This is a genomic window from Conexibacter woesei DSM 14684, assembly GCF_000025265.1.
GTDB lineage: Bacteria > Actinomycetota > Thermoleophilia > Solirubrobacterales > Solirubrobacteraceae > Conexibacter > Conexibacter woesei.
This window is the reverse complement of the sequence record NC_013739.1, coordinates 742,225-762,770: the sequence shown is the minus strand read 5'-3', so window position 1 is coordinate 762,770 and position 20,546 is coordinate 742,225. Positions and strand designations below refer to the sequence as shown.

General features: G+C 72.7%; 21 protein-coding genes and 2 tRNA genes. 13 read left to right on the top strand and 10 right to left on the bottom strand.

Annotated elements, in window-relative coordinates; translation table 11 throughout:
* The first annotated feature begins 79 nt into the window (after positions 1 to 79).
* The 3 genes from CWOE_RS03590 to CWOE_RS03580 all read left to right on the top strand — a co-directional run bounded on the left by CWOE_RS03590 (position 80) and on the right by CWOE_RS03580 (position 3,108).
* Positions 80 to 1,036, top strand: a complete 957-nt coding sequence (locus CWOE_RS03590; protein WP_012932204.1) for an AEC family transporter — start codon at positions 80 to 82, stop codon at positions 1,034 to 1,036.
* Between the two features lie 30 nt (positions 1,037 to 1,066).
* Positions 1,067 to 1,138, top strand: a tRNA-Ala gene (locus CWOE_RS03585).
* A gap of 842 nt (positions 1,139 to 1,980) precedes the next feature.
* Entirely contained in the window at positions 1,981 to 3,108 is a 1,128-nt protein-coding gene (locus CWOE_RS03580) for a hypothetical protein (RefSeq protein WP_012932203.1), read from the top strand.
* Here CWOE_RS03580 and CWOE_RS03575 read toward each other — a convergent pair.
* The 6 genes from CWOE_RS03575 to CWOE_RS03550 form a co-directional block, all read right to left on the bottom strand.
* On the bottom strand, positions 3,098 to 3,619 hold the full coding sequence (locus CWOE_RS03575) for a DUF6174 domain-containing protein (RefSeq protein WP_012932202.1): 522 nt from the start codon (positions 3,617 to 3,619) through the stop codon (positions 3,098 to 3,100). The two genes, CWOE_RS03580 and CWOE_RS03575, sit on opposite strands and share 11 nt — an antisense overlap.
* 45 nt (positions 3,620 to 3,664) lie before the next feature.
* Positions 3,665 to 3,877: a hypothetical protein gene (locus CWOE_RS03570; protein ID WP_012932201.1), complete on the bottom strand. Its 213-nt coding sequence runs from the start codon at positions 3,875 to 3,877 to the stop codon at positions 3,665 to 3,667.
* Positions 3,878 to 3,989: 112 nt separating this feature from the next.
* Positions 3,990 to 4,298, bottom strand: a complete 309-nt coding sequence (locus CWOE_RS03565; protein ID WP_012932200.1) for a hypothetical protein — start codon at positions 4,296 to 4,298, stop codon at positions 3,990 to 3,992.
* A gap of 22 nt (positions 4,299 to 4,320) precedes the next feature.
* The gene (metW, locus tag CWOE_RS03560) at positions 4,321 to 4,914 is read right to left on the bottom strand and encodes a methionine biosynthesis protein MetW (protein WP_012932199.1); all 594 of its coding nucleotides are present in this window, start codon (positions 4,912 to 4,914) and stop codon (positions 4,321 to 4,323) included.
* Entirely contained in the window at positions 4,914 to 6,098 is a 1,185-nt protein-coding gene (gene metX / locus CWOE_RS03555; RefSeq protein ID WP_012932198.1) for a homoserine O-acetyltransferase MetX, read from the bottom strand. The genes metW and metX overlap by 1 nt, the downstream gene beginning before the upstream one ends.
* The gene (locus CWOE_RS03550; protein WP_012932197.1) at positions 6,095 to 7,405 is read right to left on the bottom strand and encodes an O-acetylhomoserine aminocarboxypropyltransferase/cysteine synthase family protein; all 1,311 of its coding nucleotides are present in this window, start codon (positions 7,403 to 7,405) and stop codon (positions 6,095 to 6,097) included. Before CWOE_RS03550 ends, metX begins: the two co-directional genes overlap by 4 nt.
* Before the next feature lie 96 nt (positions 7,406 to 7,501).
* On the opposite strand from CWOE_RS03550, the gene CWOE_RS03545 reads away from it, so the two are divergent.
* Both CWOE_RS03545 and CWOE_RS03540 read left to right on the top strand, forming a co-directional pair.
* Entirely contained in the window at positions 7,502 to 9,043 is a 1,542-nt protein-coding gene (locus CWOE_RS03545) for an APC family permease (RefSeq protein ID WP_012932196.1), read from the top strand.
* On the top strand, positions 9,043 to 9,465 hold the full coding sequence (locus CWOE_RS03540) for a universal stress protein (protein WP_012932195.1): 423 nt from the start codon (positions 9,043 to 9,045) through the stop codon (positions 9,463 to 9,465). The genes CWOE_RS03545 and CWOE_RS03540 overlap by 1 nt, the downstream gene beginning before the upstream one ends.
* A gap of 9 nt (positions 9,466 to 9,474) precedes the next feature.
* Here the strand turns inward: CWOE_RS03540 and CWOE_RS03535 are convergent, their stop codons facing one another.
* Entirely contained in the window at positions 9,475 to 10,293 is an 819-nt protein-coding gene (locus tag CWOE_RS03535; protein ID WP_012932194.1) for an MlaE family ABC transporter permease, read from the bottom strand.
* 79 nt (positions 10,294 to 10,372) lie between these two features.
* On the opposite strand from CWOE_RS03535, the gene CWOE_RS30130 reads away from it, so the two are divergent.
* On the top strand, positions 10,373 to 11,137 hold the full coding sequence (locus CWOE_RS30130; protein ID WP_012932193.1) for a GntR family transcriptional regulator: 765 nt from the start codon (positions 10,373 to 10,375) through the stop codon (positions 11,135 to 11,137).
* 30 nt (positions 11,138 to 11,167) lie between these two features.
* Here CWOE_RS30130 and CWOE_RS03525 read toward each other — a convergent pair whose 3' ends face one another.
* Entirely contained in the window at positions 11,168 to 12,004 is an 837-nt protein-coding gene (locus tag CWOE_RS03525; RefSeq protein WP_012932192.1) for an isocitrate lyase/PEP mutase family protein, read from the bottom strand.
* A 65-nt stretch (positions 12,005 to 12,069) separates the two neighbouring features.
* Between CWOE_RS03525 and CWOE_RS03520 the strand changes: the two genes are divergently transcribed.
* The 3 genes from CWOE_RS03520 to CWOE_RS03510 all read left to right on the top strand — a co-directional run bounded on the left by CWOE_RS03520 (position 12,070) and on the right by CWOE_RS03510 (position 15,829).
* Positions 12,070 to 12,987, top strand: coding sequence for a hypothetical protein (locus CWOE_RS03520; RefSeq protein WP_148260881.1), 918 nt, complete (start codon positions 12,070 to 12,072; stop codon positions 12,985 to 12,987).
* A gap of 97 nt (positions 12,988 to 13,084) precedes the next feature.
* On the top strand, positions 13,085 to 14,473 hold the full coding sequence (locus CWOE_RS30125; RefSeq protein ID WP_012932190.1) for a glycosyltransferase family 2 protein: 1,389 nt from the start codon (positions 13,085 to 13,087) through the stop codon (positions 14,471 to 14,473).
* A gap of 90 nt (positions 14,474 to 14,563) precedes the next feature.
* Positions 14,564 to 15,829, top strand: coding sequence for a Glu/Leu/Phe/Val family dehydrogenase (locus tag CWOE_RS03510; protein ID WP_012932189.1), 1,266 nt, complete (start codon positions 14,564 to 14,566; stop codon positions 15,827 to 15,829).
* 151 nt (positions 15,830 to 15,980) lie between these two features.
* Here CWOE_RS03510 and CWOE_RS03505 read toward each other — a convergent pair whose 3' ends face one another.
* Together CWOE_RS03505 and CWOE_RS03500 are read right to left on the bottom strand one after the other, a co-directional pair.
* The gene (locus tag CWOE_RS03505) at positions 15,981 to 16,700 is read right to left on the bottom strand and encodes a hypothetical protein (protein ID WP_012932188.1); all 720 of its coding nucleotides are present in this window, start codon (positions 16,698 to 16,700) and stop codon (positions 15,981 to 15,983) included.
* Positions 16,701 to 16,748: 48 nt separating this feature from the next.
* Entirely contained in the window at positions 16,749 to 18,701 is a 1,953-nt protein-coding gene (locus CWOE_RS03500) for a GGDEF domain-containing protein (RefSeq protein WP_012932187.1), read from the bottom strand.
* A 137-nt stretch (positions 18,702 to 18,838) separates the two neighbouring features.
* On the opposite strand from CWOE_RS03500, the gene CWOE_RS03495 reads away from it, so the two are divergent.
* From CWOE_RS03495 to CWOE_RS03480, 4 genes are all read left to right on the top strand, one after another.
* Positions 18,839 to 18,911 (top strand) — tRNA-Ala (locus tag CWOE_RS03495).
* 355 nt (positions 18,912 to 19,266) lie between these two features.
* Positions 19,267 to 19,686: a hypothetical protein gene (locus CWOE_RS03490; RefSeq protein ID WP_012932186.1), complete on the top strand. Its 420-nt coding sequence runs from the start codon at positions 19,267 to 19,269 to the stop codon at positions 19,684 to 19,686.
* 3 nt (positions 19,687 to 19,689) lie between these two features.
* On the top strand, positions 19,690 to 20,115 hold the full coding sequence (locus tag CWOE_RS03485; RefSeq protein WP_012932185.1) for a hypothetical protein: 426 nt from the start codon (positions 19,690 to 19,692) through the stop codon (positions 20,113 to 20,115).
* Positions 20,116 to 20,117: 2 nt separating this feature from the next.
* Positions 20,118 to 20,546 carry a hypothetical protein gene (locus tag CWOE_RS03480; RefSeq protein ID WP_012932184.1) on the top strand — a complete coding sequence of 143 codons (429 nt, stop codon included), beginning with the start codon at positions 20,118 to 20,120 and terminating at the stop codon, positions 20,544 to 20,546.

Sequence of the window (20,546 nt, the reverse complement as noted above, 5' to 3'; positions counted from 1 at the left end):
CCGCGCGGCGAGACGCCGGCAGCGCAGCGTTCCTGCGAGGATCGGGCGCGATGCCGCGTCTCGCCGATCGCCCGCCTGCGTGATCGCGATCGTCGGCACGGTCGTGCTCGCCGTCGCGGCGGGCGTGCTGCTGGAGCGGCGCACCGCGCCGGGCGTCGCGCACAGGATCCGGCACGCGCTCGTCCAGACGATGCTGTGGGTGCTGATGCCGTTCGTGGCGTACGTGAACATCGCGCGCCTGCACCTGACGGCGGACGTCGGGTTCGGCCTCGTGCTCGCGATCTGCGCGCTCGCCGGGACGGGCGTGCTGATGTGGCTGCTCGCGCGCGGGCCGCTCGGTCTCGACCGACCGGCGACCGGCGCCGCGATCGTCTGCGTGATCCAGGCGAACACCGGCTTCTTCAGCCTGCCGCTGGCGGCGGCGCTGTTCTCGCAGAGAGCGTTCGCACAGGCAGTCGCGTACGACGTGCTCGTGTCGGCGCCGGCGTTCGCGCTCGGCAGCTTCACGGTCGGGGCGCTGTTCGGCACGGCGGGCGAGGGACGACGGGGCGATCGATGGCGGATGGGCGGCCACGTGGTCGGCACGCTGCTGCGCAACCCTGTCGGCTACGTGATGCTGATCGCGCTCGCGGTGCCCGAGGCGTGGGCGCCGGAGGTGCTGGTGACGCCGTCGAGGCTGGCCGTGTTCGCGCTCCTGCCGCTGGGGTTCATCGTGGTGGGGATAACGCTCGCGGACGAGGCGGAGGACGGCACGCTGCGCGTCCCGCCGCCCCTCACGCGCCCGGTCGCCGTCGCCGTCGTGCTGCGGATGGCGGTGATGCCGCTGCTGCTGATCGGCATCTCAGCGCTGGTGATCGACCTGCCGCCCGTCTACGCCCTGCTCGCGGCGGCGCCGGCAGGCGTCAACACCGTGCTCGTCGCCCACCGCACCGGCCTCGATCTCCGACTCACAGCCTCCGCGATCGCCTGGACGACGGCGATCGCCCTCGTCGGCGTCCTCGGCGTCTCGCTGCTGCAGGCGCTCAGCGTCCTCTGACGCGCCCGCCCGGCTAGAGTTCACTGTCCCGGGGGCGTAGTGCTAACGGGAACACGCCGCCTTTGCAAGGCGGAGTTGGGGGTTCGATTCCCCCCGCCTCCACTGAACCGGAAGCCCCGCTGCGGCGGGGCTTCCGGCGTTTCGAAGTCGTGGTGGGCGACCGGTGCTGCGGCGGCGCGTGGCCGTCCCAGCACACGGTCAACGCACTGTATTTGCGTCCGGCCTACGGCGGCGATAGCTGCCCGACGAACTCGGCGGGCCGCTGAACCGGTGGACGCTCGATCCCTGCGTCGATCAGGTCCCGGTGCCCGCTGACGATCGCGTCGACCTGCTGCGCCCGCGCAAGCGCGACGAGGTAGTCGTCCGCCGGATCGCGGGTGACACCCGGCGTCGGCGTGGGGTCGGCGCAGACGGTCGACGACCCGGATCACGCAGCGTCGCGCCGCTCACGGCGCGAGGCGTGCAACTCCTCGTAGGCGATCCGCTCGGCCTCCTGGGCCGTCAGATCTCAGCCGGCCCGCGTCGAGTCGATCAGACGACGCAGAAGGTAGGCGTTCAGCGCGCGCTCGACGACGGCCGCATCATCCAGCCCATCCGCAGGCTCGCCCAGCTGCTGACGCGCGCTCGACCATCTCGGCGTCGAGCGCGAGATTGACCTTGTCGCCGGAAGCCATGCTCACACCGTACAGCGGACGCCAGCCGGCGTCACGGGTACCGCGCGGGTACGAGCCGGGTACCCGCGCCGAGAGCCGCACGATGTCAGCACATCAGCTGATGCTTCAAGTTTTGGTGCGACAGCGCCGACTCCTGTCGGTGTGATCAAGAACTCGGCTCACCACCCAGCATCCTCGGCCCTCCCTGCGCTGCTGCTCGTCGCGCTCGTGTCGGCCCTCATCCCACTGATCGCAGCCCCTGGGGCCAGCGCGGCGAACCGACGGGCGATCGTGACCGTCGCAACGGTCGACGTCGGGGCTCCGGCGAACCCCTCCGTGGCGATCGTTCCCTTCACCGACGCGATCTACCAGTCGTGCGCGGACGCGCCGCAGACGAGAGCGGGCTGCCAGACGCTCGGCGACGTCGGCTACCGCTACGCGATCGGCCGGCTGGAGGTCACCGTCGGGCAGTGGGTGGCGTTCCTGAACACCGTCGATCCGAGTGGGCGCGACCGGCACGGCCTCTATGACCCGACCGAGAGCTCGTCGGCCTGGCCGAAGTACGGGCAGATCGACATGTCGTCGCGTGCCGCCCGCGGTCGCCACTACTCCGTCGCGTATCCCGCATGGGTCGACAAGCCCTACGGCTTCGCCAACTTCCTGCGCGCCGCGCGGTTCGCGAACTCGCTCGACAACGGCCGCGTGATCTCCAGACGCACGATCCGCGCAGGCAGCTTCGCGGTCACCCTCCGCAGCGTGCGGCTCTCGCCGCAGACCGAGCGTGGGATGTACGACATGCGCCGCCCGAAGACCACCCGGACCAAGAGAACGGGCTTCGTCGTCCCCAGCCAGGACGAGTGGACCAAGGCCGCCTACTACGACCCCAGCGGCGGCGGAACGATGTCGTACTGGAAGTACCCGACCAACGCCGGAACCTTCGGCGACGGCACCGCCACGGCGCCCAGCCCGACGACGCTCAGAGCCGCGACGGGCGACGTGACCAACGCCTCGACGCAACCGCTCGCGACGTACCACGCATCCGGCAAGCCCGCCCCGACCTGGTGCCCCGCCCAGGTCCAACCGGCCAGCAACTGCGCGAACGTCAACCCGCTCGGGCTGGACGCCTCCACCTACGCGAAGGCCTACCAGGGCTCGGTCGGCACCGTCGGCCAGGCGCGGACCACCTCGCCGTGGGGCACGCTCGATCAGGGCGGCAACGTCGTCGAGTGGACCGACACGATCACGCCGTCGCCGCTCGGAACCGACAAGGGCCGCGTGTGGCGCCGACTGCACGGCGGCATCGCGAACGCTCCCGCCTACCAGCTGTGGCTCTCGGCCGTGGGCCTCCAGCCGCAGGACAACGCGCTCTTCACCGTCACCTACCCGTGGCTGGGGATCCGCGTCGGGATCATCGGCTGAACCGATCCACCCCGACGCCGCGCTCCTCGTCGGCGATCATGAAGCTGCGGTCGACGAAGATCGTGCGGGGGACGCCGGTGGCGGTGTACTCGGCGGTGAGGGCGGCGACTCTCGCGTCGATCGCCTCCTGGACGCGGGCGAAGAGGCGCGAGACGGTGGCATAGGGACGCAGGTGCTCCGGCACGGGGGCGACCGGCTTGCCGCGGCGGACTGCGAGGGTGCGCGGTCTGGTGATCTCCCGTGGGCAGAAGCACTGGACGCGCACGCGCATCCGGTACGACGTCGCGCCGAGCGCGTGCCAGCGCTCGCGGGCGGCGTCGAGGTTGCGCTGCGCGGTGCCGTCGAGGATCCGGGCGTCGGGCTTGCCGTCGGGGCCGGGAGGCGTTGCCGCGGGCGCGGACGCCGGCGTGGTGGCGAGCGCGAGTGCCGCAGCTGCCGCGAAGAGGGCAGCGACCGCGAGGGCGGCGGCGAGAGACGTGGAGGCGGCGCGGGGACGACGATGGGGGCTCATGCTGAATCTACGCCCGCGCCGCGCGTGCGTCACACGCGGCGCGATTCAGGTCGCGGCGTCGATCGACGGCTGCGGGCCGCCGCCGTGGTCGAGCACGAGGCCGGTCAGCGCGCTCACGAGCTGTATCGCCTGTTCGCGGTCGAGGCGGACGTGGCCGATGCGGCCGAACTCCGGGCTGGTGATCGCGAGCGCGATCGCCTCCTCGCCCTGGAGGCTGACGTGGACGTGCTCGTCGCCGAGCGTGTCGAGCGAGATCACGGGTGCGAGCTGCGGAGCCGGACGTGCATGAGTTAGGTAACCCTAACACCTGCCGGAGGGCTTGTGCGTGCTGGCGCGCCGGCGCGCCGGGGCAGCAAGCTCGGTTGCCCGCTCAGGGACGCCGCGCACGCGTGCCGCGCAGGACGACCCGCACGACGACGCGGTTCGGGCGTGACGGCGCCGCCAGCGAGAGGAAGTCGCGCACCGCGGCGTCATGGCCGCAGTAGGGACAGCCGAGCCGATCGGCCGGCGAGACGGGCGCGCCGGCGAGCGCGACGGGAGCGTCGCAGCGCGGGCAGGCGAGCGTGCCCTCGCCGAGGCGCGAGGAGCGTGTCGCCCGCCGCTCCTCCTCAGCCCCCACGCGCGAGACGCGCTCGCCGCGAAACGGCCCGTCGCCGTCTATCCCCCGTTGCAGCGCCATGGGAAGAGTCTAGGCGCCCCACTCACCCCTCGAGCACGTAGACCGCCCGCACCGCCAGCGCGTTGGGGTCGAGGCGCGTCAGGCGCGAGGCGGGCGAGCCGGAGGCGTCGAGCAGGACGCGGCGCGCGATCCGCATGCCGATCTCGCCGACGGACGACTCGAAGTCGCGCAGGGTGCAGAGGTGGATGTTCGGCGTGTCGTGCCACGAGTAGGGCAGTGACGGGCTGACCGGCATCCGGCCGCTGCGGGCGAGCGCGGCGCGCAGGCGCCAGTGACCGAAGTTCGGCAGCGAGACGACGCGGCGCGGGGCGACCCGGCGCATCTCCCTCAGCACCTCCAACGGCCGGCTCGTCGCCTGCAGCGTGAGCGACAGCACGGCGCAGTCGAATGACCCGGTCTCGGTCCGCGCCAGCTCGTCCTCGAGGTCGCCGTGCGAGACGGGTACGCCGCGTGCGACGCAGGCGTGGAAGCCCTCGTCGTCACGCTCGACGCCGAGGCCGCTGCAGCCGCGCCGCGCGATCAGCTCCTCCAGCAGCGCGCCGTCGCCGCAGCCGAGGTCGAGCACGCGCAGGCCGCGACCGACGAGCGCCGCGACGACGTCGAGGTCCGGGCGCATCAGCTCGCCACCGCCTCGCCGGCGAGCGCGTCCAGGAAGCCGCCAACCGTGCGGTGGTACTCGGGGATCGGGAAGAGGAACGAGTCGTGCCCGTGCGGCGCGCTGATCTCGCGGAACGTGACCGGCGCGCCGGCGCCGCGCAGCTCGGTCGCGATCTCGCGCGCGTGCTCGGTCGAGAAGCGCCAGTCGGAGTCGAACGACAGCACGAGGTAGCGCGTCCCCGCCGGGCCGGCGCCACCGCCGGCGCCCGCAGCCGCGACCTGCCGCTGGACGTAGGCCGGATCGGTGAACGGATCGAAGTAGTCCATCACGCGCGTCATGTAGAGGTAGGTGTTCGCATCGAAGCGCTCGACGAACGACTGCCCCTGGTGCGCGAGGTACGACTCCACCTCGAAGTCGACGTCGAAGCCGTAGCGCGGCTCGACCGCGTCCTGGATCCGCCGGCCGAACTTCTGCCGCATCGACTCCTCTGACAGGTACGTGATGTGGCCGATCATGCGCGCGAGCGCGAGCCCGCGGTCGGGCCGAGGCCGCGCGGGACCGGCATCCGCCGCGTAGTAGTCGCCGCCGGCGAAGTCGGGGTCGCGCATGATCGCCTCGCGCGCGACCGCCGAGAAGGCGATGTTCTGCGCCGAGAGCCGCGCGGAGGCGGCGACGATCACCGCACCGCCGATCTCGCCCGGGTGGTCGAGCGACCACTGCAGCACCTGCATCCCGCCGAGCGAGCCGCCGATCGCGGCGCGCAGCCTGCTGACGCCGAGCGACCGCAGCAGCGCGCGGTGGACCTGCACGAGGTCGCGCACGGCCAGCTGCGGGAAGCGCAAGCCGTACGGTCTGCCCGTCGCGGGATCGAGCGAGCCGGGCCCCGTCGTCCCCTTGCAGCCGCCGAGCACGTTCGCGCAGACGACGAACAGCCGGTCGGTGTCGAGCGGCCGCCCTGGTCCGACGATGTTGTCCCACCAGCCCGGCCGGCGGTCGCCGTCGTGGTAGCCCGCGGCATGCGCGTCACCCGACAGCGCATGGCAGACGAAGACGGCGTTGGCGCCGGCCGCGTCGAGCTCGCCGTACGTCTCGTAGGCGACCTCGACGTGCGTCAGACGAGCGCCCGACTCGAGCACGAGCGGGCGCTCCTCGTCGAACAGGACCCTCGAACGGGTCTCGACGCGGCCGACGCCGTCGCTCATGCAGGCGTCGCCTGGCGCGCCTTCGCCAGCGCCTGGTCGAGGTCGCCGACGATGTCGTCGATGTGCTCGATGCCGACCGACAGCCGCACGAGGTCCTGCGGCACACCGGCCGAGTCCAGCTCCGCCTCGTCGAGCTGCGAGTGCGTCGTCGTCGCCGGGTGGATCGCGAGCGACTTCGCGTCGCCGATGTTGGCGAGATGCGAGAACAGCCCGAGCGCGTCGATGAACGCGCGGCCGGCGTCCCGGCCGCCCTCGATCCCGAACGTCACGAGCGCGCCCTCGCCGCCGCTGAGCACGCGCTTGGCGACCGCGTTGTACGGGCTGCTCTCCAGGCCCGGGTAGTTGACCCACGAGACGCCCGTGTGGCCCTCCAGGTGCTTGGCGACCGCGAGCGCGTTGGACGAGTGACGCTCCATCCGCAGCGGCAGCGTCTCGATCCCCTGCAGCAGCAGGAACGCGTTGAACGGCGACAGCGCCGCGCCCATGTTGCGCAGCAGCACCGTGCGCGCGCGGCCGACGTACGCCGCCGGACCGAGCGCGTCGGACCAGACGACGCCGTGGTAGGACGGGTCGGGCTTCGTCAGGCCCGGGAAGCGCTCGGCGTTGGCGACCCAGTCGAATCTGCCGGAGTCGACGATCAGGCCGCCGATCGTCGTGCCGTGGCCACCGATGAACTTCGTCGCCGAGTGGACGGCGATGTCGGCGCCGAGGTCGAAGGCGCGGGTGAGGATCGGCGTCGGGACGGTGTTGTCGACGACGAGCGGGAGCCCGTGCGCGTGCGCGGCGTCGGCCCACGCTCTGATGTCGACGACGTTGAGGCGCGGGTTGCCGATCGTCTCGGTGAAGACGAGCTTCGTCTTGTCGTCGACGAGCGCGTCGAGCGCGCCGACGTCGTCGGGGTCGACGAAGCGGACCTCGACGCCGTACTGCGGCAGCGTGTGCGCGAACAGGTTGTACGTGCCGCCGTAGAGCGTCGAGTGGGCGACGATGTTGTCGCCCGCGCGCGCGATGTTGAGGACCGAGTACGTCACCGCCGCCTGCCCGGAGGCGAGCGCGAGCGCCGCGACACCGCCCTCCAGCGCGGCGACGCGCTCCTCGAGCACGCTCCACGTCGGGTTCATGATGCGCGTGTAGATGTTGCCCGGCACGGCGAGCGCGAACAGATCCTGCGCGTGCTGGGCGTCGTCGAAGACGTACGAGGTCGTCTGGTAGATCGGGACCGCGCGCGCGTTCGTCGTCGGGTCCGGCTCCTGCCCTGCGTGAAGCGCCTGCGTCTCCGGTCGTGGGTTCGGCTGCTGCTCGCTCATGGGTCTCCTCGCGTGACGGTGGGTGGGATCAGGACCGGGATCCGAGAGTCTGCCAGGCGCGTGGGGTAGGCTCGCGCCCAGCGACCGGGAGACGCCATGGAGAGCAGCACGGCCGGGGCGCCCGCCACCGGCTCCAAGGGGTTGAAGCAGAACGCGATCGGCTTCGTCGACGCGCTCGTGATCGGGATCGCCTCGACGGCGCCGGCCTACTCGCTCGCCGCCGTGATCGGCCTGATCGTGCTCGACGCCGGCGTCCAGGCGCCGGCCGTTCTGATCGCGTCGTTCGTCCCGATGTTCTTCATCGCGGCGGCGTTCTACTACATGAACCGCGCCGACCCCGACTGCGGCACGACGTTCTCGTGGGTCACGCGCACGCTCGGCCCGTACGTCGGCTGGATGGGCGGCTGGGCGATCACGATGACGGGCGTGCTCGTCGTCGGCTCGCTGGCGGACATCGCGGCGCGCTACACGTTCCTGCTGATCGGCTGGGACGCGGCGGCCGAGTCGAAATGGGGCGTGATCGCGTTCGCCGTCTTCCTGATCGCGCTGATGACGTGGGTCTGCGTCGTCGGCACCGAGGCGTCGGCGCTGCTCCAGCGCGTGCTCATCTTCGGGCAGGTGATCGGCCTGCTGCTGTTCGCCGTCGTCGCGCTCGTGAAGGTCTACACCGGCGACGCGCCCGCCACCTCGGTCGACCCGTCGCTGTCGTGGCTGTCGCCGTTCGCGATCGACTCGTTCTCCATCCTGACCGTGGGGATGCTGACCGGCGTCTTCATCTACTGGGGCTGGGAGTCGGCGGTCAACCTGACCGAGGAGACGGAGGACTCGACGAGCGCCCCCGGCCTCGCCGGCGTGATCAGCACGCTCGTCCTGCTCGTCACCTACATCGTCACGACGGTCGCGGTCGTCGCCTACGCCGGCCCCGGGCTGCTGGAGCAGTTCGCCGACGACGAGGGGATCTTCTCGACGCTCGCGAGCAGCGTGCTCGGCTCGCCGCTCGACAAGCTCGTCGTGCTCGCGATCCTCACCTCGGCGCTCGCCTCGACGCAGACGACGATCCTGCCGGCGTCGCGCACGACGCTCTCGATGGCGCGCGCGGACGCGATGCCGGCCGTGCTCGGGAAGATCCACCCGCGCTTCTACACGCCGCACGTCTCGACGATCCTGATCGGCGTCGTGGCGACGGTCTGGTACGTCGGCGTGAGCGCCTTCTCGGAGAACTTCCTCTTCGACACGCTCACCGCACTGGCGCTGATGATCGCCTTCTACTACGCGCTGACGGGGATCGCGTGCGTGATCCACTACCGCCACGAGCTGCGCAAGTCGGTCCGCAACCTGCTGTTCATCGGCGTCGCGCCGCTGATCGGCGCGGTCGTCCTCGGCTTCCTGTGGGTGAAGGCGACGATCGACTACGCCGACCCGGAGACGTCGTACTCCGGCTCCGCCGTCTTCGGGATCGGGCTCCCGACGGTGATCGGGATCGGCTTCCTGCTGCTCGGCTTCGTGCTGATGCTCGTGTGGCGCTTCGGCGGCCACGCCGACTTCTTCGGCCGCAGAGGGTTCGAGGCGGTCGACCCGGCGGTCGCGGCCGGCCACGTCACGTTGGAGGAGGACACCGCGGGAGCGGGGAGGAGCTGATGGCCGAGCGGGTGCTGATCGTCGGGTTCGACGACTCCGAGGGCGCGCGCGCCGCGCTGCGCGTGGCGATCGAGCTGGCGCGCGATCTCGGCGACAAGCTCGTGATCGCGTTCGGCTACGAGCCGCCGGGGCGGATGGGCGAGGAGCTGGGCGCCGCGCGCGACGCGGTGCGCGAGCTGGGCGAGCGCGTCACGCGGCACGCGTTCGCGCGGGCGGAGGCGGAGGGCGTCGAGGCGGAGCTGGCGGTGATCGACAGGCGGCCGGTCGACGCGCTGCTGGAGCTGGCGGCCGCGCACGACGCGCGCATGATCGTGATCGGCAGCTACGGCGACCACCCGATCAAGGGCGCGATCATCGGCTCGACGCCGCACAAGCTGCTGCACCTGGCCGACCGGCCGGTGCTCGCGGTGCCGGCTCCGTAGGAGCGTGCGTCAGCGGATCAGGTTGATCTCGGGGTGGGTCGCCAGCAGCGTCTGGGTGAAGACGTAGTTGACGACGCCTATCGCGAGGAACGCTATGACGATCGCCTGGTTGACCGCCCGGCCGACGCCTGCGGCGCCGCCGGAGACGGTCATCCCCTTGTAGCAACAGACGATCGCGGTGACGCCGCCGAAGATCGTGCACTTCAGCAGCGAGCCCCACAGGTCAGTCGTCGAGGAGCTGGTCCAGAAGGTCGCGAAGAACGGCTCGATCCGGGCGTCGTTGAGGAGCGTCGCGGCGAGGCCGCCGGTGATGCCGAAGACGATCGCGAAGACGTCGAACAGCGCCGTGATCGCTATCAGCGCGAGGAAGCGTGGGACGACGAGGTTCTTGACGGGATCGACGCCGAGCACCTGGAGCGCGTCCAGCTCCTCGCGGATCTTGCGCGCGCCGAGGTCCGCGGTGATCGCCGTGCCGGCCGCTCCGGCGACGACGATGGCGCAGACTATCGGCGCGAACTCGCGGATGACGGCGAGCACGAACAGCCCGCCCATGCGGTCCAGCGCGCCGAACAGCATGAGGAAGTTCGCCGCCTGCAGCCCGGGCACCGAGTAGGAGATGCACGCCATCGTGAGGATGAGCGGGAGGAAGCACTGGCGCAGCGCGAACATGAACTGCGAGACGAACTCGTCGCCGTAGGGGTACGGCGGCCGGATCGCGGAGACGAGCGTCTTGCCGGTGAGGATCAGCATGTCGCCGACCTCCTCGAGCGCGTCGCGCAACGGCGGGGCGATCGAGCGGCGGCGAAGGGAGTCGGAGAGAAGAGTCATAGAGATCTAGCACTGTTGCGCTGCGGCGACACTACTAGTCTGCTGACAGACCAGTCAACCGGGTACCATCGGTGCGACCGTGAGCCCGTTCGACCCGATCGCGCTCGACCGCGACGCCGAGGTCCCGCTCGGGACCCAGCTGGCGTGGGTCCTGCGCGCACGCGTGACGACAGGACAGCTGCCCGCCGGCGAGCGCCTGCCCGGCGCCAGAGAGCTGGCCGCCCACGTCGGCGTCAACGTCAACACCGTGCGCGCCGTCTTCGCCCGCCTGGAAGAGGAGGGCCTGCTGCAGGTCGTCCACGGCAAGGGGACCTTCGTCGCCGACGGGCCGCCGCCGGAGACCGCGGTCGCCGAACTGGCCGCGGCGGTGACGAGCGAGGCGCGCCGACGCGGCATCGACCCGCGCGCGATCGCCGCCGCGCTCTACGTCGAGCCGGCCGACGACGGCGCGGCGGGCGACGCCGCGAGCCGCCGCGCGCTGCGCGAGCAGATCGCCGCGCTCGAGGCGCAGCTCGCGGCGCTCCCCGCGCTGCCGCCCACGGGCGACGCGGCCGCGGTTCCGCCGCCGCGACCCAGCGGCGCCGGCCGGCTGTTGACGACGGTCGAGCTGGAGCAGCAGCGCACCGTGCTCGCGGAGCAGGTCGCCGAGGCGCGCGCACAGGCGCGGGCGGGCGGCGCGGGCGGCGCGACCGACGTGGCGGCGAGCACGGCAAAGGGCTCTCGCGGCGCGGCCGCCGCGCGGGGCGGCCGCGCCGCGCAGGACTCCCCCGCACGCGACTCCGCCACCCCTCTCGGCGGCGGCCGGCGCGGGCGCGTCACGCTGCGCTGGGTGCCGGGCGCCTGAGCCGCCAGCGGGCGGGCTCGGAAGCGGCCGCTAGCGGAACAGGTCGTTCGCTTCGCGGTAGGTCAGCGTGCCGGCGGCGAGCAGCTCCGAGTCGCCCGTCTCCAGCACGTCGAGCGCGATCCGGCCGGCGAAGTCCAGCACGGCGCGGATCGGTCCCGAGCCGACGCTGAGCCGCTTGACGCCGAGCCGCTCCAGCTCGGCGAGCGACGGCGTCGCGCGCGAGCCGAGCACGTTGACGGGCACACCGGCGGAGGCGGTGAACGCGGCGATCTCGTCCGGCTCCACGAGCCCCGGGGCGAACAGCCCGTCCGCGCCGGCCTCGACGTAGGCGCGCGCCCGTGCAAGCGCGAGCTCGAGCCGCGCCTCCGGCTCGCCGACCGCCTGCCACCACAGGTCGGTGCGGGCGTTGAGGAACAGCCGCACCCCGGCCGCCTCCGCCGCCGCGCGCGCCGCCACCAGGCGCTCGCACTGCTCGGCGACGCCGCGCAGCGGCGCGCCGCCCTCCGACGCCGCGTCCTCGAGGTTGATCCCGACCGCGCCGGCGTCGATCACCGCGGTGACGGTCTCGCCGACCTCGGCCGGCGTGTCGCCGTAGCCGGTCTCGATGTCGGCGGTGACCGGGACGTCGACGGCGGCCGCCATCCGCGCCGTCGACTCGACCAGCTCCGCACGCGTGAGCGCTTCGCCGTCGGGTCTGCCGGACGCAAAGGCGACGCCGGCGCTCGTCGTCCCGATCGCGGGACAGCCCGCGGCCTCGAAGACGCGGGCGCTGCCGGCGTCCCAGGCGTTCAGCAGCGCGAGCACGCCGGGCTGGGCGTGCAGCGCGTGAAAGCGTTCGGCCTTGGCCGCGAGCGCGCTCCGCTCCATCTTCGGGAGCGTACCGGCAGCGTCGCGGGTCACGCGCTACGCTCCGCCGCATGCGTGTGAGAGCGATGTTTCGAACAGCCCTGACGATCGCGGCGCTTGGGCTCGCCGCCGCCGCGATGACCGCGGCGCCGGCCTCTGCGGCGACGAGATGTCCCGCGACGTTCCAGGTCCTGCATGACGACCACATCGGCGCGATGTCGCTGCCGGCCGGGGCGTACACCGTCTCGGTCAACGACGTCTCGTGCGCCGCGGCGTCGACGCTGTTCTCGCGGTTCCTGGAGGACTACGACGGTCATCTGCCCTCGCCGTGGGTCGCCAACGCGTCGAAGCGCAGCTTCACCCGCAGCGGCAGCTCGACCGGCTTCTCGGTCAAGCTCGCGGCGTACCCGCCCGCGCCGCCCACGCCGCCGACGCCCGGCAGCCCGACGGTCTGCCCCGCGACGTTCAGCGTGCTGCACAACGACGGCATCGGTGACGTCAGCTTCCCGAAGGGCGCGTACAGAACGACGCTGCTCAGCAGAGGCATCAGCTGTCAGCAGGCGTCGACGCTGTTCTCCGACTTCCTCGACGACGCGGACGGCGACCTCCCCGACGGCTGGCGCGTCGCGGCGCTGTCCGGGTCGGCCAGAGGCGGCGTCTTCAGAAACGCCGCGGGAACGAGCTTCCAGCAGCAGCTGACGACGGCGAGAACGGGCGGCGGCGGGACCTCGACGAACGGCAGCGTCGCGTGCGGGCCGTTCAGAGTGCTGCACAACGACCACATCGGCAGCCTCTACCTCCCGAAGGGCACCTACGACGTCTACACGCTGTCGGCCGACGCGCTCAGCTGCTCGCAGGCGACGCGGCAGTTCACGAGCTTCCTGAACGCGGCGAAGGTGCCGTCCCCCTGGGTGATCGATGCCGCCACCGGCACGTTCACGCGCGGCGCGGGGTCGGACACCGGCTTCCGCGTCAAGCCGGCGACGCGGGGCACGATCAGCTAGCCGGACCGGCCGCATCGCGCAGGGTCGGCGAGCCGACCCTGCGCAACGTCGCGAGCGGGCGCTCAAGTCCTCCCCGTTCGCGACGATCACCGCGAGCATGAACCTGCCGCTCGTGAGTGTCCTCGTCACCGCCCATCAGGACGAGGATCGCGTCGCCGATTCGCTCGACGACGCGCTCGCGCAGACGTATCCGGCGACGGCGATCGAGCTGATCGCCGTCGACGACGGATCGCAGGACGGAACCGCCGGCGTGCTCGACGAGTACGCCCGCCGCCATCCCGGTCGCGTGCGCGTGATCCGCCAGCCGCACGCCGGCCAGGCGGCCGCGCTCGACCGCGCGCTCGGCGAGGCGAGCGGCGACGTGCTCGTCCCGCTCGCCGCCGGCGACCGCTGGCCCAGCGGCCGGCTGGCCGCACAGGTCGCGCTGCTGGAGCGGCGCCCCGAGGTCGGGCTCGTCTACAGCGAGCTGCTGCGACACGACCGCGACCAGACGGCGACGCCGTCGCTGTGGCCGGCCGAGCTGGAGGTCGACCCGCCGCGCGGACGCCCAGTCGGGCGGCTGCTGCGCGAGGACTGCGTCGCGCCGTCGTCGATCGCGGTCCGGTCGGCGCTGCGCCCGCAGCTTGCGCCGATCCCGGCGGCGATCCCGCGTGCCGGCTGGTGGCTGGCGGTGCGGGCCGCGTCGGTCGCGGAGATCGAATGGCTGCCGGAGGCGCCGGGGCCGATCGGTCCCGAGGCGGCCGGTGAGAGCGCGGCGCGCCTGCGCGAGACGCTCGCCTTCCAGCGCTGGTTCCTGCGCCGTACGACGTCGGAGTCGCCGTTCGTCGACGAGCTGGCCGAGGTCTGGGCCGCGTTCGCCGACAGCGCGCGGCGACTGCAGTCGCTCGCCGACGACCCGTTCACCGAGCTGCTCGCCGTCAGCGACGCCGAGCGCGCGGACGCACGCCGCATCCTCGCCGACGCGCGCAGTGCGATCGCCCGCGGCGACGCGCGCCCCGGCATGGCGCTCGCCGCCCGCGCGGCCGCGACGGACCCGTGGTGCGAGCCGGCCCGCGCGCTGCTGGCCGAGGCGCTCGCCGCGCGTCCGCGGCGTGCCTCCTCCGACCCGCTCGCGGGCGCGCGCCGCTTCGTCACACTCGCGTTCGCCGACGAGCTGGTCGAGCACCCGGCGCTGCTGGCCGCGTACGGAGGACAGTTCGACGGCCGCGTCGACGCGACGCTCGCGATCGACGCCAGCGCGCTGACGCCGGTCGCGGCGGAGCGCGCGCTCGCCGCGCTGACGCAGGCGCTCGGCCTCGACGAGGACGGCACCGCGCACCTGCTCGCCGTCGTCGGCCCGATCGACGCGGCGGTGCGCGAGCGGCTGCCGGCGAGCGTCGACGCGCTGCTGTCGGAGCGCGCCCACGCCGCGCCCGCCGCGCCGGCGTTCGGCGCAGACGGCGTCGCCTCGCTGCGCGCACTCGCCGCGCGCGCCTCGGCGGCGTAGGCGGACGCGGCTCGGCAGCCGGCGCCCGCCCGCGCGTCTCCCCGCTCAACCGTGCATCGCGCCGATGCGCGGCGGATACTTGGTGGACCCATGCACACGACCGCTCAGGCCGAGATCTCCAGCTTCGAGATCGTCCGCCACTACTTCCACCTCGCAGCCGACCGCCTCGGCATCCCGGACGACCTGCGGACCGTCCTGCTGAGCGCCTACCGCGAGGTGCAGGTGCAGCTGCCGATCAAGCTGAGCGACGGCAGAGTGCACACGTTCACCGGGTACCGCGTCCAGCACAACGGGGCGCGCGGTCCGTTCAAGGGCGGGATCCGCTACCACCCGACGGTCGACCTCGACGAGTTTCGCGCGCTCGCCGCGCTGATGACCTGGAAGACCGCGATCGTCGGCGTGCCGTTCGGCGGCGCGAAGGGCGGCGTCAACTGCGACCCGTCCGAGCTGTCGGCGCAGGAGCTGGAGAAGCTGACGCGCGCGTTCACGCAGCGGATCGACAAGGTGCTCGGGCCGACGCGCGACATCCCGGCGCCGGACGTCAACACCAACGCGCAGGTGATGGCGTGGATGATGGACGAGTACGGCAAGGGCCACGGCTACACGCCGGGGATCGTGACCGGCAAGCCGATCGCGCTGGAGGGCTCCTACGGGCGCGAGTCGGCGACGGCGCGCGGGCTCGTCTATCTGTTCCGCGAGGCGGCGCAGGCCGTGAACCTGGTGCCACAGGAGGCGACGGTGGCGATCCAGGGCTACGGCAACGTCGGCTCGTGGGTCGGGAGGCTGATGCAGCAGCTCGGCGCGCGCGTGGTAGCCGTGGCCGACGCGTCCGGCGCGATCCGCGCGGAGCGGGGCCTCGACGCCGAGGCGCTGGCGGCGCACGTGCGCGCCGGCGGCAGCGTGGCGGAGTTCGTCGCCGACGGGGTCGAGCCCGTCAGCGGCGAGGAGTTCCTCGCGACCCGCTGCGACGTCTTCGTGCCGGCGGCGCTCGGCGGGATGATCCATGCGTCCAACGCCCACCTGCTCGACTGCCGGATGGTCGTCGAGGGCGCGAACAGCCCGACGACGCCGCAGGCCGACGAGCTGCTGAGCGAGAAGGGGATCTTCGTCGTGCCCGACGTGATGGCGAACGCCGGCGGCGTCGTCGTCTCCTACTTCGAGTGGGTGCAGAACCTGCAGCACTTCCGCTGGGACGAGCGCGAGGTCAACGACAAGCTCGGCACGATCATGCGGCGCGCCTACCGCGAGGTGGCGGCGCGTGCGAAGGAAGCCGACGGCAACTCGCTGCGTGTCGCCGCGTACGAGATCGGGATCGAGCGGGTCGTCGAGGCGGCACGGCTGCGCGGCAACTTCTGAAAAGCGAAGGGGCGCCCCGGCCGAGGCGCCCCTTCTTGCGTCCTTGCCCTCCAGTGTGGGCCGTCCGAGCCCACCAGGCAGGTGTGGTATCGGCAGCTGAGCGAGGGGACTTTACGGTCAGAGGCGCGCCGACGCGCCTGGTTCCGGTGCTTCAGTCGTCGAAGTCGAAGTCGCGCGGCGGTCTCTGCTCGAACCAGAGACGGTCGTGCTCGGGCGTCTCCTGGAGGAAGTCGGGCGTCTCCTCCAGCACGTCCTCGTCCGGCGAGCGCTGCGGCTCGTCGCTGTCGGCGCGCTCGTCGCGATGGTCGGGCTCGCGAGGCTCGCGCGGCTCGCGGCGCGGCGGCGCGGGCGGGAACGGCTCGTCGTCGTGGTCCTCGACACGGAACTCGGTCGTCGGCTGGTGGACGATGTCGCTCTGGCGCGGGTCGACGGGCTCGTCGTGGTGCGGCTCGTCGCGGTGCGGCGCCGGCGGGCGCGGCTCGTCGCTGTGCGGCGCGGCGGCGGCCGGCGGGGCCGGAGGCGGGTCGGCGGGCGGCTCCTGGGCCTCCGGCTCCGGCGCGCGGCGCTCGGGCTCGCGGCTCTCGGTCTCCGGCGCGTGCCGCTCGGGCTCGCGCTCGTCGTCGTCGGGCAGGATGATCCGCGTCTGCTCGTCGGCGACCGGGGCGGGCGGCTCCGGCTGGTGCGCGTGCGGTGCGTCGTGCGCAGGCGCCTCGGCGTCGTGATGGTCCTCCGCGACCGGCGCAGAGGGTTCAGGCTCGCGGCGCACCGGCCCAAGCGCTTCCTGCTCGGCGCGGGCGACCTCGGTCGGATCGGCACCACGGCGGCGCTTGAGCTCCAGATGCTCGCGGATCGCGTCGTCCAGCAGACCCATGAAGTCCCAATCCTACCCGTCGAGCGGCGGGAGGTGGCTCAGCCGTCGTCAGGCCTGTTCGGTCTCGGCCGGCATCGCCGCCGAGTCGGTCGCGCGGACCGTCTTGTTCTTGCCGGTCCGCTTGGCGGTGTAGAGCGCCACGTCGGCCGCGGCGACGAGCTGGTCCTTGCCGGCGGAGGCAGAGGCAGCGACGCCGCAGCTGACGGTGACGTGCAGGAGCCCGTCGCCGTCGAGGCGCGGCACCGCAAGCTCCTCGACGGCCGTGCGGACGCGCTCGGCGATCGTGAAGGCGCCGTCGAGGTCGGTCTGCGGCAGCGCGACGGCCATCTCCTCCCCGCCGTAGCGGGCCGGCTCGTCGATCTCGCGGGAGCTGTCCAGGAGGATCCGCGCAACCTCTCTGAGGACGACGTCGCCCTGCTGGTGGCCGTAGGTGTCGTTGACCTGCTTGAAGTTGTCGATGTCGACCATCAGCAGGCCGAGCGGCTGACCGAACCGCTGGGCGGCGGCGACCTCGATCGTGATCACCTCCTGGAAGCGGCGGTGGTTGAAGAGCCCGGTCAGCTCGTCCGTGACGGCCTGGCGCTTGACCTGGTCGTGCAGCTCGACGTTCTCCAGCGAGATGCCGGTCTGCGCGGCGAGCGAGCCGAGCAACGCGCGCTCCTCCTCGTCGAAGGGACGGCCGCTGCGGGCGACGGCGACGATTCCGTGCGGCGCAGAGTCCTCCAGCGCCCGCGGGATCGGCGAAGCGAGCGCGCTGTCGTCGCCGGCGGTCGCCTCGGCGGGGGCGCCGGTGGCTCTGGCGCGCGCCTCGGCCTGCGCGAGGACGGTCGCGAGGCGGTCGACGTCGCCGACGTGGACGGAGTGGGGCTCGGCGCCGTCCGGGGCGTCCTCGGCGGGTTCGCGCAGCGTCGTGCGGCCGCAGGTGGCCTCGACGGCCTCGACCGCGGTCTCGGTGCCGATCTCGATCAGCGCGCGGCTGTCGAGGTTGGAGGCGAACGTCTCGCCGACGCGCTGGATCGAGTCGCGCAGCCGGCCGCGCTCGCGGCGGAGATCGTCGATCCGCTGCTCCAGCTCTTGGGACATCTTGTTGAACTCGCTGCCGAGCTCGGCGAACTCGTCGTCGCCCTCGGTCGGGACGCGGGTCGAGAAGTCGCCGCCGCCGATGCGGCGCGCGGCGGTGAGGAAGCGGCCGATCTGACGCTGCAGCTGACGCGAGACGACCACCGCGCCGAGCAGCGCGAGCAGCAGGAAGCCGGCGAGGAGGGCGATCGCGAGGCGGCGGTTGCGCGCGACCGTGGAGGCGGTGCCGCTGACGTCGGTGAGGAGCGAGACAGAGTCCTCGGACCCGGCGAAGTCGGCGGCCCGGAAGCCGGCGACGACGTAGTCGGTCCCGTCGCGCGTGAGGTCGCCGCGCGCCGGGATGCCGCGCGAGTCCGCGGCTGGCAGGGTCGACGCGAGCAGCCGGCCGCCGCGCCGGACGACGACCTCGACCCCCGGCGCGCGCACGGCACGCACGAACTGCTCGGCGTCGATCGTCGAGGCCTCGACGTCGGCCAGCGGCGCCCTGCCGGTGCGGCTGCGGATCCGCGCCGAGCCCGCGCCGATCGCGAGCGGCGTGCCGAGGTCGACGAATGCACCGGAGTCGGGCGACGCTGTTCTGTTGCCTGCGCTGGGCCCGCCCGGTCCGCGCACGATCAGCAGCCGCACCAGCTCATGTTCCCGCGCGAGCAGGCGCGCGCGCGTACGCGCAGCGCGTCTGTCGCCCCGCCGGATCGCGCGCGCGAGCTCCCGGTCCGCGCCGACCGCTGCGGCCGCCCGCGCCCCCCGCTCGGCGGCGCGCTCGTAGACGCTTGTCGCCGCGGCGGCGTAGGCGCCGGCCCGTGCGGCCGCCTTCCCCTCCTCGCTGTCGGTCACCAGTCGCGCCACGACCACGCCCAGCGCGACCATCGGAACGATCACGATCAGGACGAAGAACAGCGTCAACCGCGTTCGAAAGCTCACTCCCCAGGCACCTCCCGCCTGCAGCGAGGCTACCCACCCAGCCGCCAGCCCGCGACACATCCACAACGCCGCCCACCCGCCGCTCCGGCTACACTGTCGGAACCGATGCGCCCGCATCCCAGTCGCGGGCGCCGTTTGGGGCTATAGCTCAGCTGGGAGAGCGCCTGGATCGCACCCAGGAGGTCGCCGGTTCGAGCCCGGCTAGCTCCATCGGAACGAAACCCCTGCTACCGCGGGGGTTTCGTCGTTTCGGGGATCCGCGGGAATCGGCGGCAATCCGCGGGCATTTCGGGCACTAGTGCCTTTATTCCGGCCGATTGCCCTGGATTGGGTTGGATTACGGCCGATTCGGCTGGCTGACGGCGCCGGGCAGAGCTATCGTGGCGGCCCTGCCAACAAGGTGGCCCCGGCGGTGCTGACACACCCCGGGGCCTGGCACCGAAGGTCTTAGGCCCCTCGGTGCAGGCCGATTGTCCCGCATGCCGACGAGGCGTGCGCGCGCTCCCCTGCGCTGATGCCAGAAAGGGCCGTCTCGGTGCCGTCGACCGCTTAGGAGGCGACGACGATGCCGTACACCCTGACCCGCGAGCAGCGCGATGCGCTGCACGCCGAGGCGATAACCGAGCTGGCCGAGATCGGAGACCTCTACCTCGCACTGGAGAACGACGACTACCGGCTCGCGCATGAGCTGTGGCGCCGCTACGAGCCGCTCCTGCTGCTGCTCGACCAGATCGGCTGGGAGCCGACGCTCGCCGACGACGCGAGTGTCGTGGAGGTCGCGATGCCCGACGCGCAGCTCGCCACGGCCGCGCGCCGACTGACCCGCGTCACGCTCGGCCGCCTGCGCCACCAGTTCGAGCAGCAGCTCGAACGCGGCCCCGACGCCGAGAGCGCCCGGCACAGCATCGCCGTCATCGAGACGTGCACCTCGCTCCTGGCCGACGTCGCGCTCCTGCGCTTGGCCGCCGACCGCGTGGAGGGCTGAGCGATGGCCCCTGTGATCGGACGGGACGAGCGCGACGCGCTCTACCACGCCATCCGACGCGACCTCCGCTTCCTCGGCTACCTCGCCGAAGCCCTGACGGACGAGCGGCCCACCGTCGCCGCGATGCTCGCCAGCCGCTACCGCGCCGAGCTGCGCCTGGTGGACGACCTCGGCTGGGCACCCGTGGATCCGCGCGAGCAGTTCGAGCTGACGCTCCCCGAGCCGGACCTCGCCCGCGCGATGCTGCGCCTGCTCAACGGCGTGGTCCTCGCCGCGCTCGACCGCGGCGACCAGTCCCAGGGCGAGACGGCCAACCACGCGGTCGCAGTGCGAGACCGACTCGCGGCCGCGATCTGCCGCGCCGTCGTCGGCGAGATCGACCCGGCGATCGTGCGCGACGCCGCCGAGCCGCTCCCCGAGGGGTGGTGACGATGCCGCACACCCTCACCCTCCGCTACCGCGACGCGCTCTACGCAGCGACCGTCGCCGACCTGCGCGAAGGCATCCCGGCGATGCTGCTGGCGCTCAACCTCGGGAAGTTCCCCTTCGCGCGAGTGCTGCGTGCCCGCAACGAGGCAGAGATGGCGCTGCTGCACGACCTCGGCTGGGAGCCGTACCCGGACGCCAACGGGCCGTTCGAGGTGACGCTGCCCGACCCGCAGCTTCTGCATGTGCTCCATCGCATCGGCCGGCGCAGCTACGAGGAGCTGACCCGCTACCTCGAAGACGACGCCGCCCACCACGACCCGGCCGAGCGCGCCGCCGCCGAGCGACACAAGCTCGCCACCGAGATCTGCAACCGCATCATCATCCAGATCACCCCGCCCTTGCTCACGCCGGCCGCCACCGAGGAGGCGTGA